Source organism: Pseudomonas sp. UFMG81 (genome assembly GCF_015354575.1).
GTDB lineage: Bacteria > Pseudomonadota > Gammaproteobacteria > Pseudomonadales > Pseudomonadaceae > Aquipseudomonas.
Genome location: NZ_JACAFQ010000067.1, coordinates 1 through 12,405 on the forward strand (window position 1 = coordinate 1; position 12,405 = coordinate 12,405).

Annotated in this window: 9 protein-coding genes; all 9 read right to left on the reverse strand. The window is 63.2% G+C overall.

From position 1 onward, the window contains the following. Nucleotides 1-231, reverse strand: a 231-nt coding sequence (locus IX761_RS26715; RefSeq protein ID WP_194789391.1) for a transposase, incomplete at its 3' end; no start/stop codon positions are given. 242 nt (nucleotides 232-473) lie between these two features. Continuing rightward, the gene (locus IX761_RS26720) at nucleotides 474-1,895 is read right to left on the reverse strand and encodes a hypothetical protein (protein ID WP_194792476.1); all 1,422 of its coding nucleotides are present in this window, start codon (nucleotides 1,893-1,895) and stop codon (nucleotides 474-476) included. 4 nt (nucleotides 1,896-1,899) lie between these two features. Continuing rightward, nucleotides 1,900-3,333 (reverse strand): DUF6384 family protein, encoded by a 1,434-nt coding sequence (locus IX761_RS26725; protein WP_194792477.1) that lies wholly within the window; start codon nucleotides 3,331-3,333, stop codon nucleotides 1,900-1,902. 10 nt (nucleotides 3,334-3,343) lie between these two features. After that, entirely contained in the window at nucleotides 3,344-4,351 is a 1,008-nt protein-coding gene (locus IX761_RS26730) for a DUF6384 family protein (protein ID WP_194792478.1), read from the reverse strand. Then, entirely contained in the window at nucleotides 4,348-5,490 is a 1,143-nt protein-coding gene (locus tag IX761_RS26735; RefSeq protein ID WP_194792479.1) for a merozoite surface protein 3b, read from the reverse strand. Before IX761_RS26735 ends, IX761_RS26730 begins: the two co-directional genes overlap by 4 nt. After that, complete coding sequence (locus IX761_RS26740) at nucleotides 5,487-6,758, reverse strand: hypothetical protein (protein WP_194792480.1); 1,272 nt, start codon at nucleotides 6,756-6,758, stop codon at nucleotides 5,487-5,489. The genes IX761_RS26735 and IX761_RS26740 overlap by 4 nt, the downstream gene beginning before the upstream one ends. Nucleotides 6,759-8,065: 1,307 nt before the next feature. Further along, nucleotides 8,066-9,739: a 2-isopropylmalate synthase gene (leuA, locus tag IX761_RS26745; protein ID WP_194792481.1), complete on the reverse strand. Its 1,674-nt coding sequence runs from the start codon at nucleotides 9,737-9,739 to the stop codon at nucleotides 8,066-8,068. A gap of 432 nt (nucleotides 9,740-10,171) precedes the next feature. Continuing rightward, nucleotides 10,172-10,999: a M23 family metallopeptidase gene (locus IX761_RS26750; RefSeq protein WP_194792482.1), complete on the reverse strand. Its 828-nt coding sequence runs from the start codon at nucleotides 10,997-10,999 to the stop codon at nucleotides 10,172-10,174. 3 nt (nucleotides 11,000-11,002) lie between these two features. Beyond that, a complete protein-coding gene (xseA, locus tag IX761_RS26755) occupies nucleotides 11,003-12,382 on the reverse strand; it encodes an exodeoxyribonuclease VII large subunit (protein WP_194792483.1) in 1,380 nt (459 codons plus the stop codon). Nucleotides 12,383-12,405 lie beyond the last annotated feature (23 nt).

Sequence of the window (12,405 nt, forward strand, 5' to 3'; positions counted from 1 at the left end):
CTCAGCGATTTCGGCTCGTAACCGCGCTAGTTCGCTGTCTTCCTTGGTGATGGTTTTACGCTCGGGAGAGCTCAGCGGCAGGCCTTTACGCGTAGCATCAACCCAGTTGTCGAGCGTTTTGACGGACATCTCAAGCTGACGTGCAGCTTCAGTTCTGCCAACGCTTTCGGCTAGAGCTACGGCTTGCGTTTTGAACTCATCGGTGTAGTTGCGGCGAGTACGTGGGTACATGGCGACCTCCAAGAGAACGATGTAAGTATCGCTTCTTGGCGTCCGTTGTCAGGGGACAGGCCCATGCTTACTTTTTCCAAGAAAAAAGTAAGCCGCCGTAAGGGCGGAAAGGTGAGTCAGCGTCACCCTCGCGAATGGATATTCACCCAATTTCAATACCCAAACGCTAAATACTCGACCTCGACCTCGACCTCGACCTCGACCCTAGCGTCACCAGTACGCCCCCATAGCGAGGGCACCCATCAGAAACTATCGGTAGTACGGAATCCTCCACCCCCGCTGCTCTTGCTGGTAACGAAACCGTCCCCCCGAGAATTGTCGGATGTATCGCTGCTGCTGCTGCTAAACGAGCGCCCCGAAGAGACATGGCTACTACTGTCACTGCTCGAACCGCTCCCCCAGGACCAGGACGTGGAGTGGGTGCTGGTGCTGGTATAGACCTGTACCGTCCGCTCTCGGATCTCGACACGACTGGCCCGCAGCAACGTTTCCAGGGTCTGCAGGGCCAGTTCGCCGCGCATGTAGTCCACCAGCAAGGCCTCGATAGGTTGCGCCAGCAGGTACTGGTACCCATAACGCTGGAAAAAGTCGTTGCGAAGTGCTCGCTCGGCCTCCTTGGCACGGTGGTAGCACTGACGGGCAAAATCATGCTGCGCATGCAGATGCTCAAGCCCCTGCTGGGCCTGGCGCAGCTGCGTATACAGCACCTGCAATTCACCGACCAAGGCATCGTCGCGGGTGTCCGGGGTGCGGGCGGCGGCTTGTACCAGGTCGGCCAGCGGCCTTGTCTTCAGACGCTGCGCAAGGTTCTGACGAATCTGCTGCAACAACGGATCCTGGCCCTGAACGTACAGCTCCAGTTGCCCGTGCAAGGCGTTGGCCTGCGCCTTGGCCTCGTCCACCTGCCGCATCAGCTCCCGGGCTTCCTGTTGCACGGCCCCCATGCCGGCGGCCTCGCGCGCTTGCTCGCGTTGCTGCTCGAACTGCTGCTCCAGCGCCGACAGAGTGACCGTCCGAGCCTGGTACTGCGCTTCATTGTGCGCCTGCATGGCCAGCAGGATTCGCTCGTTGGCCTGGTTGGCACGAAAATCCACCTTGCGCGCGATGAAGTCATCCAGCGCCCGCTGGAAACGGACGGGGCGGTACTGCTCAGTGCCGTAGTAGCGGATCTTGAGAAACCTGAACAGCGGATTACCGGCGTAGGCCGGCAGTTTTTCCGCGCATTCGTCGCGGATCTCCTCGTACAAGGTCTGTGCGCCCAGCAGGGCCTGCCGGGCGTTGTCCAGCTGTTCGCAGACTGACGAGAAAGCCGGATCTTCCTGCAACTGCGCCATGGCGTGCGCCTCCAGCCCATCGAGGCGCTCGTCCAGGGTGCGTTGTTGCTCCACGAGGGTGCCGATCTGCCGTTCCCGCTGTTCCAGGTCCCCGCGCAACGTGGCCTGGGCCTGCTCGCGCTGTTGCAGTTGCTGTTGGGTATCCCGGTCCAGGGCAGGGTCCTGTTCCAGTTGCAGGCTGGCGATTTCGCTCAGCCGATCGGCGATCAGGTGTTCAAGCCGTATCTCCTGCTCGGCGGCGTCGTTCAACGCGCGTTCGGCCTGGCGCAGCTGTTGCTCGGCTTGGCGCGAGTTGTTCTGCAGGGCGGTACTAAGGCTGGAAGGTGTCATGGCATCACCAGTTCAGGATCATGTCGGGTTTACCGTTGACCCGTGCATTGAAACGCAGGCCGATGGCGTTGACAGGTTTGGTGCCGACCCGGCGCTGGCCGATGTGGCCGTCGTCGAGCTTGTCGTCCTTGACCCGTAGATATTCGGCGCGGCTGACCCGTACGGCGAACAGGCTGGACCAGCGTTTCTCACCATCCTCGACACTGGTCACCGGCACTTCGACCGGCTTGCCGGTGGGGTCGAGGGCCTCCACCACCAGGTACCAGCTCTTGCCGCGGCTGCTGTCCGCGAGGCAACCGGTCGGTTCGTAGCAACGTTCGACACCCGACTTGATGCCCGGTCGGTCGACGATCTCCACCGTGAGGGACTGGGCAGCGAAGCCCAGGTAGCGCTCAAGCTGCGCAATCAACGTTTCCACGCCAGGCCAGTCGCGCCGGTCAGCGGTGCTGATGGCCTGGTCGGCCAACGGCAGTACCTGCTGCAAGTCGGCACGGCTCAGCGGCAAGGCCCTGACCTGCTTGATCACCTGGCGCAGGCGATTATGGATGGCCAGTGGGGCTGCCGACGCATCGATCTGGGCGGCAAACTGAGTGATCAGGTTTTCGACGGCCAGCAGCTGGTCTTGCTGGCGTACCTGGCGCAACTGTTGATCGATGGCCTGGGCCTGGGCATCCAGCTCGGCGAAATAGGGGCGGGCGGCGAGCAAGCCGGGTGACCTGAGCAGGGTGTCCAGCCGCTCGCGCTGTTGGTAGATGCCGTCGACCCTCAGCAACAGTTGCTGGCAGGTGGCGATGGCCTGTAGTGCCTGGTCCAGTGGTACCCGTGCACGAGCGATTTCTTCCTTGAAGCGGTCACGGTTGGCGCGTTCGATCGCATCGGCGGAGGACTCGAGGTTGTAGTGGCGTCGGCTATCGGGCAGCAGGCCGCGGGCTTGGTCCAGCAGGACTGCCACGGCGGGTTCCGGCTGACGCTGCTGGCGAGCCTGCAACTCGGCCAGGCGTTGCTGCACGCGTGCGAGCTGCTGATGCAGGGTTGCGTCGTCCTGGGCCAGTTGCTTGTGGGCCACGATGACTTCGCCAGTCCGTGTGATATCGCGCAAACCCCCGACGCACTGGGAAAGGGTGAAGATCATCACCGTCGCACCCACCAGGGTCAGCAACACCCGGCGCGCCATGGCCAGGCGTACCAGCAGTCGCTCCTTGGGGCTCAATGCTGGCGCTTCGAACACCAGGCGGCGGGCGAAGAACGCGCGCACGCCTTCCTCGACCTGGGCGTCGTCGTAGTGGATGCCGTTGCTCTGGTAATAGCTGCGGATCCGCTCTGCCACTTCAGCGCGGCGCTGCGGCAGGTCGAGGTGGTCCTGGAGCTCAAGGTCCCGGTGACGCAATTCGTCGACCAGGGACATGGCCCCCATCTGTTCGGAAAGTGAAATGGTCATGGGCGGTCCATCAGAAACTGGCGGTGATCAGCTCGTAGGCGTCGACCGGGTTGTCGTAGCGCCCGCCTGGCAGTATGCGTGCGTCGAACCGCCGATTCAGGCTGTAGGCGTCTTTCTTACCGATCAGCGGGGGAGCGATGTGGCCTTTGGCCTGCTTGTCTTTGCGGGTGTCGAGGTACTGCGCGTGGCTGACCTGCACGCCGATGGCGTCGGTGAGGGCGATCTTGCCGGTGATGCTGTCGGTGAGCGGCATGGTGACCACCTTGCCCTGTGGGTCATGGGCCTGGAACACCAGGAACCACGCCTTGCCGTCTTCGCTGTCCGGCAGGCATGCAGTGGCCTTCAAGCAGCGTTCGTAGCCAGACACCTGGTCGGCGCGGTCGGGAATCACCAGTGTCAGCGCCGACTCGGTGAAGTCGATGTACACCTCAAGCTCACGCAGCGCCTGGGTGGCCCTGGCAGGCCCGTGGTCGGCCACCAGCGGGCCGGTGGAGCGGGCAAACGGCAGCAGCTTGGCGCGCACGTCATCTGGCAGCGGCATGGCCCCCAGGCGAGCCATCAGCTGGCGATAGTGTTCCAGGCGTGCCTGGTGCGCGGCCTGGTCCGCCAACGGTTGCTGTGGTGCCGCCGGTTCCGTTACCGCCGGGGCCGGTTGACTGGTGGCCGCCGGTTGGCGCAGGTTCGCCGCCAGCAGGGCGCCGCCGAGCAGGGCGACCCATACCAGCATCCACGCCATCACGCGGCGGCGCAGGAACAAACCCACCAGCACCCTGCGTGGCCAGGGCAGCGCAGGCGCCTCGAACACCAGGCGGTGGGCGAAGAACTCGCGTACGCCCTGGTCGATCAACGTGTCGTCGCAGGCGATACCCTGGCGCTGGTAATAGCCACGAATGCGTTCGGCGACCTCCGCGCGGCGCCGCGGCAGGTCCAGGTGCTCGCGCACCTGGCGCTGCTGCAGGCGCAGCTCGTCGACGAGGGCCATGGCCCCCATCTGTTCGCTGAGCGAGCCGTTGCTCATTGCGCGGCCTTGGTCAGCAAGGCCGCGAAGGAACGCTTGGCGTCTTCGACAGCGGTGGAGATTTCCAGCGCGGCCTTGCTCGACTCGGCACGGTAGGTGTCGGTCAGGCCCTTCATGTCGTTCTGGAAGTCCAGGGTGGCCTGGGCCAGTGCACGCACCGAGTCGACGCGGATGGTCGAACCGTAGCTGGCCTTGACCGCAGCCTGGAGCTGCTGGTTGCCGATCTCGCCCAGCGCCTCGAGGCCCTTGCTGATGCCGTCGGTGGTGGCGTTGAGGGTGTGGGTGGCCTCGGCCATGCCCTGGTTGGCGGTGAACGACACGGCCAGGCTGGTCAGCACCACTTCGTTGGTGGAGAAGAACGAGACCATGCGCTGGTACTGGCGCTCCTTGACCACATGCACCTGGCTGATGCGGGCGAACACCAGCTCGGCGGTGTTGTAGCCGACCCGCAGGTCGTCGGCGATGTCCTTGACGATCTGGTAGCGCTTGTCTTCGTTCTGCAAGGCACGCACCGCTTCATCGCGTTGCAGCTCCAGCGCCGCGCGGCGCGCCGGCTCCTCGTTGGTGGCCGCGGCCACGGTGGCGTTGGCGCTGTCCAGGGCACCGGTGCATTCCTTCAGGGCCTGGCCGGCGATGGCCAGCACCTGCTGGGCGTCGACTTCGGCGGTCTTCATGGCCAGGCGGAAGTCCATGTACGACTCGAGGATCAGGCTTTCGCGGGTGATCTGGTCGCTGGCCGCCTTGCACACGTCCAGGTAGTGCTTGCGGATGTCCTCGAAACGGCTTGGGATCGAGCCGCGCACCATGTTCATCCAGGCCATGTGCAGGCGCTCGAAGGTGTCGAGGCGGCCGTCGTCCATCCACGATGCCATCGCCGCGGCGTCCTCGCGGATCGAGGTGAAGCTGTCGGTGATGTTCATGTAGCGGTTGGAGATGTCCATGCCGGCGATCTGCTCGCGCACGGTCTGGTTGAACACCGTGGCTTGCTGCAGCACCGCGGCGATGCCGGTAACCCGCTGGTTGTCGTAGTGCGCGACCTTGTCCAGCAGCACCATCACCGGCGCTTGCTGGGCCGGCTGGCCGAAGGTGATGCCGAGCTTGCGCAGGCCGTCGAGGGCGCGTTCGAGGTATTGGCTCATGGTTGTCCTTGCATGAGTGGGCGGTCGGAAAGGGTGGTGGTGCGCAGGGCGTCGATCGCATCGAGGGTGGCGTTCAAAGGCATGGCGCTGCCCATGTAACTGGCGATCAGCTGCCGGTAGTTGCCGTCCTCGCGCCAGCGTGTCGCCTGCGCAAAGCGCATCTGGCACGGGCAGCTGTCGAGGTTGGCCTTGGTATGGCAGGCACAGGTGCAATCGTCCGGGCAGCGGGCGTCGCGGTGCAGGTGCATGATCAGCGTGGATTCGAAAGTCTGTGCCAGTTCGTGCAACTGCCTGGCCTGTTCGCAGCGCTGGCTGTGGATGTCCAGGCGGCGGCGCAGTTCGTCCAGTTCTTGTTGGAAGTTCACCGCCTGCTGGACGCCGATGGCAGCCCATTGCGCCAATGCTTCGTTGAGCGTCTCGGTGGTGAGTTCGTACTTCAGCCAGCGCAGTGCATCCTGGCTGTCGCCGTCGGCGCACTGTTCGAGCATGTCGATGTCCTCATGGACCTCGCGCAATTGCTGGCGGGTGGCAATGACCTGCCGAGCTCGCGTTTCGACCTCCTGGGCCAGTGGGTGGTGGCTGGATCTCGGCGCTGCCCTGTGATGCAGTGCGGCGAGTTGTTTTTTCAGCGCTTCGGCTTGCTCGTCGAAACCGGCGAGCATCTCTGCGTGCTGCTCCAAGATGGCCAACAGCAGCTGTTCATTCTGCTGGTTGCGCAAAAAGTTGCACTGACGGGCGAGCCAGTCGTCCATGCGTCGGGAGAGTGCATTGCGTCGGTACTGCCCGGTGCCGTACTGGTGTAGGCGCAGATAGGTGTACAGGCTGTTTTGACGGTAGCCGAGCAGTTTGCCCGTGCACTCGTCGAACAGTTCCTGGTAGGTGGTAACGGTATCGTTGCGCCGTTGCAGGAGTGACTGCAGCTGTTGCTCACCTGCGTGTACGGCTGGATCCTTGTGCTGCTCAAGGTCGGAGGCGAATCGCTCCTGGGCCTGGCGCAGGGCGGGGAGGAGGCTGTCCAGCTCGGCATTGGCAGCGTCCAGCCGTTCGAGGCAGTCTTTTTCGCGGGCCTGGCGTCGCATGAGGATCAGGCGGATCTGCGACGCTTCGAACGCGTTGTCGTCAATGTCGTAGAGCCCGCAGAGAATTCTGGCTTGCAGTTGCAGGTGCTGGGTATGCAGTTGCGAGCTGCTGCGTTGCTCGCGGGTGAGGCGGCGCAGGTAGTCGCGGGTGTTGTCTTCGGCGAGCGCAGCGAGGGTGCCGGGTGTCATGGGCGAAGCATCCGTGTCCGAGTGTCGGTATCGAGACGGAGACGGTTGAATCCATACGTCGTCATCCGTGATCGAAACAGTGGAAGGCCCGCAGTATAACCATGATTGCAGGCGAAATGATGGCGCTTTCTGACACATCCGTAGGAATATCCCGGGCATAAAAAAAGACCGCATCCGAGGGGTGAGGCGATGGCGCTGTTGGAGTGACCTATTTCGTTATGTGCTACACGGCTTGTGAGGCGCTTGGTTGGCGCCCTTTTTTTATGGTTTTTCACAGGGCGGTTTACTTTCAGTGCGGCATTAGTGCGGTTTAGTGTCGTTGTTAGTTGGTTAGTTGGTTAGTTGGTTAGTTGGTTAGTTGGTTAGTTGGTTAGTTGGTTAGTTGGTTGGTTGGTTTTGAAGATTGTAAGTATATCCATTTGCGATAGTGACGCTTATTCACCGTTCCGCCCTTACGGCGGGTAACTTTTTGAAGGATCAAAAAGTCACCAAAAAATCCTCGCTCCATTCATACGGCCCCTACGCTGCGCTTCGGGGTTCCCTCACTCCGGTCTTGCTCCCGGGAGTACGCACCGAAGGGCCATCCATGGCCCATCGGTGCTCGACGGGCATCCATGCCCGTCGCCTCCCTCCGCAAGCCCTCCGATCGGCCTCCTGAAGTCGCGAAGTTAGGGGCGGCGCCTATATTGGCGCTGCTGTCGCTAGTTGATTGTTTTGTTGAACTTTCAATTGCAATCGCTGGCAAGCCAGCTCCCACAGGAACTGCGCTGAACTAAAAACTTTCGCGGTCACTGTGGGAGCCGGCTTGCCGGCGATGAGGCCATTACAAACAACACATCAATAACAATTCAATACGATCCGCTCTTGCTCTTGCTCTTGCTCTTGCTCTTGCTCTTGCTTCTAAGCGCGCGATAGTCCAGTCACCGCCAAACGCGACTTCAGGAGGCCGAACGTAGGACTTGCGGAGCGGGGCGATGGGCATGGATGCCCATCGAGCACTGATCGGGCCATGGATGGCCCGTCAGTGCGTCCACGCGGGAGCAAGGCCGGAGTGAGGGAACCCCGGAGCGCAGCGTAGGGGCCGTATGAATGGAGCAAGGATTTTTTGGTGACTTTTTGATCCTTCAAAAAGTTACCCGCCGTAAGGGCGGAAAGGTGAGTGAGCGTCTCCATCGCCAATGGATATTCACTCACCAGCAAAACCACACACTAGATGCTCGACCTCGACCTCGACCCGTTACTAGAACTTTCCGAGCATAAAAAAACCCGCATCAGAAGGGATGCGGGTTTCTTGGTGCGAGGCGAACTTAAGCCGCCTTGGCCTCCTGCTGGCTCAGCGAACGGTTCAGCGCACTGAACAGCGCCTTGAAGCTGGCGGTGGTGATGTTCTCGTCGATACCCACGCCATGCACCGGGCGACCGCCGGCCACGCGCAACTCGATGTAGGCCGCAGCCTTGGCGTTGGTGCCGGCGCCGATGGCGTGCTCGTTGTAGTCCATGATCTCCACGTTGACCGGCAAGCCGGCGACCAGCGCTTCCAGGGCACCGTTGCCTTTGCCATGCCAGTGCAGCGTGGTCTCGCCTTCACCGGACACTTCCACCTGCACGTGGCTGCTGCCGTTCTCTTCCTGCAGACGGTGGCTGACCAGCGCATACGGCGCGTTGGCTTGCAGGTATTCCTTCTGCAACAGCTTGTAGATCTGTTCGGCGGTCATCTCCAGGCCCAGGCGGTCGGTTTCGCCCTGCACCACCTGGCTGAACTCGATCTGCATGCGGCGCGGCAGGCTGATGCCGTATTCCTGCTCGAGCAGGTAGGTGATGCCACCCTTGCCCGACTGGCTGTTGACGCGGATCACCGCCTCGTAGCTGCGGCCGATGTCGGCCGGGTCGATTGGCAAGTACGGCACTTCCCACAGCTCGCCTTCCTGCTGTTTGGCGAAGCCCTTGCGGATGGCGTCCTGGTGCGAACCGGAGAAGGCGGTGTGCACGAGGTCGCCAACGTACGGGTGACGTGGGTGCACCGGCAGCTGGTTGCACTCCTCGACCACCTTGCGCACGCCGTCGATGTCGGAGAAGTCCAGTTGTGGGTCGATGCCCTGGGTGTAGAGGTTCAGCGCCAGGGTGACCAGGTCGACGTTGCCGGTACGCTCGCCGTTGCCGAACAGGCAGCCTTCGGCGCGGTCGGCGCCAGCCATCAGGCCCAGCTCGGTGGCGGCGATGCCGGTGCCACGGTCGTTGTGGCAGTGCAGGCTGATGATCACGCTGTCACGGCGGCTGACGTTGCGGCAGAACCACTCGATCTGGTCGGCGTAGATGTTCGGCGTAGCAACTTCGACAGTGGCCGGCAGGTTGAGGATGACCTTGTGCTCGGGGGTGGGGTTCCACACCTCGATCACGGCGTCGCACACCTCTTTGGCGAACTCCAGTTCAGTGGCGCTGAAGGTTTCTGGCGAGTACTGGAAGGTCCACTGGGTTTCGGGTTGCTGGGCCGCGTACTTGACGAACAGCTTGGCGGCGTTGACCGCGATGTCCTTCACGCCCTGCTTGTCCTGGTTGAAGACGATGCGGCGGAACGACGGGCAGGTGGCGTTGTACAGGTGGACGATGGCCTTCTTCGCCCCGCGCAGCGACTCGAAGGTGCGGGCGATGAGGTCTTCACGGGCCTGGGTGAGCACCTGAATGGTGGTGTCGTCCGGGATGTGGCCATCTTCGATCAGGCTGCGCACGAAGTCGAAATCGGTTTGCGAAGCGGACGGGAACGAGGCTTCGATTTCCTTCACGCCCACCTGCACCAAGGTCTTCCAGAAACGCAGCTTCTTCTCCGAATCCATCGGCTCGATCAGCGACTGGTTGCCGTCACGCAGGTCGGAGCTGCACCAGATCGGCGCCTGGGTGATGGTCTTCGACGGCCAGGTGCGGTCGGACAAGTCGATGGTCGGGAACGCGCGGTATTTCTTCGAAGGGTCTTTGAGCATGGTCATGGAAGCAATCCTTTTATGTGCGGCCGAGATCGGGCCTGCCAAGCAATAACGAGATGAGGGGGCGAGGCGACGGGATTCAGCCTGGTAGTCGGGCGCTGACCAGGTTGAGGCTGCGATGTTGTCGGAGCAGGATGAGGGTGCTGAAGGTTTTCATGTGCTCAACCCTAACCAGTGGGGTGGGGGATGGCAAGGCTTCAGAAAAAATTGAGAGGAATGCTTAAAAAATGCAGATTATCGAGATCTTGTAGCTGATTTTTTGCAGATTCTTTGAAAACGTTGCGCTGTATTTTGGGGTGGCGCAATAAGGTTGAAATGGTGCTGGCCATGCCGGCCCTTTCGCGGGCAAGCCCGCTCCCACAGGGATTGCGCAGCCATTGCCGGCGGTGCGGTGCCTGTGGGAGCGGGCTTGCCCGCGAAGAGGGCGGCTCGCTGTCAGGGCTGGAACGCACCAATGAAAATCGCCGGGTCCACCCGCGCATCATTGAGGCTGACGTTCCAGTGCATGTGCGGCCCGGTTGCCCGGCCGGTCGAGCCGACCCGCCCTACAACCTCACCGCGGCGCAAAACCTGGCCTGGTTGCACATCGATCTTCGACATGTGGCAGAACATGCTGATGAAGCCCTGGCCATGGTCGACGAACACCGTGCGGCCGTTGAAGAAGTAGTCGCCCACCAGGATCACCTTGCCGTTGGCCGGGGTCTTGATCGGCGTGCCGGCGGGCACGGCGAAATCCAGGCCGGCATGGGGGTTGCGCTCTTCGCCATTGAAGAAGCGGCGCACGCCGAACTTGCTCGACAGCGGGCCATTGACCGGCTTGTCGAGCACCAGGTTGCTCGGCAGTGCAGGGCTGAAGCTGCGGTAGGCCTTGACCTGCTCGGCCAGCTCGCGGTCGATGCGCTTGAGGTCTTCGGGTTCAGGGTTGACCTGGCGCTTGTTCTTCAGGGTGATGTGCTGCTCGGGGTACTTCTTGCTGCCAACGCTGAACGCAATGCTGCGCCCGCCCTGGGTGATTACCGCGTTGCCCGGCTTTTGCGTCAGCGGGATGCCGACGATGGCCAGCCAGGTGTCCTGCTCCTTCACCACCAGCACCGGCTTGCCGTCGAAGCGTGCCGCTGGGGCGCTGGCGGACGGGCCCAGGTTGACCACCGCCACGCCGCCGGGCACGGGTTTGTTCAGGGTGCGCGTGATATAGCTGGCCTGGGCGGTGGTCAGCGGCAGCAGCAGGGCGAGGGCGAGCAGGGGCGCGAGCAGGCGTGGCATGTGTCAGTCCAGGAGCGAGAGGGTGACCGGGGTCTGGTGGTTGTCCTCGACCCGCACCTTGAGCTCACCTTCGTTGAGGCGGGCGGTCAGGCGCTGGCCGTTATGCGTTTGGGCGGCGCTGCGGATGGCCTGGCCGCGTTCGTCCAGGAGAATGCTGTAGCCGCGGGCGAGGGTGGCCAGGGGGCTGACGACCTGAAGCGTCTGCAACTGTGCCTGGAAGCGCTGGCGGCGGTCCTTGAGCACGTCGCGCATGGCCCGTGGCAGGCGTTCGGCGAGGCTGTCCAGGCGCTGGCTGAGCAGTTTCAGGCTGCGCCCTGGATGCTGCGCGGCCAGGCGCATGTCGAGGCGGCCGAGGCGTTCCCGGCGCTGGTTCATGTTCAGCGCGAAGGCGCGGCGCAGGCGCATGTCCAGGTCGTCCAGGCGCTGGGCTTGTTGGCGCAGGCGTTCGCCCGGGTGGCGCAAGCGCCGGGCCAGGCCATCGACGCGCAGGCGGTCGTGGGCCAGGCGGTTCTGCATGCGCAGCAGCAGGCGCCGTTGCAGGCTGTCCAGGCGCTGCTGCAGGCCACTGCTGTCGGGGGCGAGCAGTTCGGCGGCGGCGGACGGCGTTGGGGCGCGCACGTCGGCGACGAAGTCGCTGATCGATACATCGGTCTCGTGGCCCACGGCGCTGACGATGGGGGTCACGCAGGCGGCCACGGCGCGGGCCACGGCTTCTTCGTTGAAGCACCAGAGGTCTTCCAGCGAACCGCCGCCACGGGCCAGGATCAGCGCGTCAAAGCCTTGCCGATCGGCCATCTGCAAGGCGCGGACGATCTGCGCGATGGCTTCGCGCCCCTGCACGGCGGTGGGGATCAGGTTCAGCTCGACCTGCGGCGCGCGGCGGCCGAACACACTGATGATGTCGCGGATCACCGCGCCGGTGGGCGAGGTGATGATGCCGATGCGTTGCGGGTGGGTGGGCAGCGGCTGCTTGCGTTCGGTGCTGAACAGGCCTTCGGCGCCGAGTTTTTCCTTCAATGCCTCGAAGGCCAGGCGCAGCGCACCGTCGCCAGCGGGCTCGACGGTGTCGACGATCAGTTGGTAGTCGCCGCGCCCCTCGAACAGCGAGACCTTGCCGCGCACTTTCACCGCCAGGCCGTCACGCAGCGCCTGGCGCACGCGCAGGGCGTTCTGGCGGAACAGTGCGCAACGAATCTGCGCGCCGCTGTCCTTGAGGGTGAAGTACATATGGCCGGAGGCCGGGCGGGCGAGGTTGGAGATCTCGCCTTCCACCCAGACGCTGCGGAACACGTCTTCCAGCAGCACCCGGGCGCGGCCGTTGAGTTGGCTGACGGTGAGGACCTCGCGGTCCAGGCCGAGTCGTTCGAAGGGGTCTTTGATCATGGGGGGCATGATAAGGGGGAGTG

Excerpts from the sequence above, each read along its gene's own strand:
- IX761_RS26720 (WP_194792476.1), bottom strand. The coding sequence starts at position 1,895 with ATGACACCTTCCAGCCTTAGTACCGCCCTGCAGAACAACTCGCGCCAA.
- IX761_RS26725 (WP_194792477.1), bottom strand. The coding sequence starts at position 3,333 with ATGACCATTTCACTTTCCGAACAGATGGGGGCCATGTCCCTGGTCGAC.
- IX761_RS26730 (WP_194792478.1), bottom strand. The coding sequence starts at position 4,351 with ATGAGCAACGGCTCGCTCAGCGAACAGATGGGGGCCATGGCCCTCGTC.
- IX761_RS26735 (WP_194792479.1), bottom strand. The coding sequence starts at position 5,490 with ATGAGCCAATACCTCGAACGCGCCCTCGACGGCCTGCGCAAGCTCGGC.
- IX761_RS26740 (WP_194792480.1), bottom strand. The coding sequence starts at position 6,758 with ATGACACCCGGCACCCTCGCTGCGCTCGCCGAAGACAACACCCGCGAC.
- leuA (WP_194792481.1), bottom strand. The coding sequence starts at position 9,739 with ATGACCATGCTCAAAGACCCTTCGAAGAAATACCGCGCGTTCCCGACC.
- IX761_RS26750 (WP_194792482.1), bottom strand. The coding sequence starts at position 10,999 with ATGCCACGCCTGCTCGCGCCCCTGCTCGCCCTCGCCCTGCTGCTGCCG.
- xseA (WP_194792483.1), bottom strand. The coding sequence starts at position 12,382 with ATGATCAAAGACCCCTTCGAACGACTCGGCCTGGACCGCGAGGTCCTC.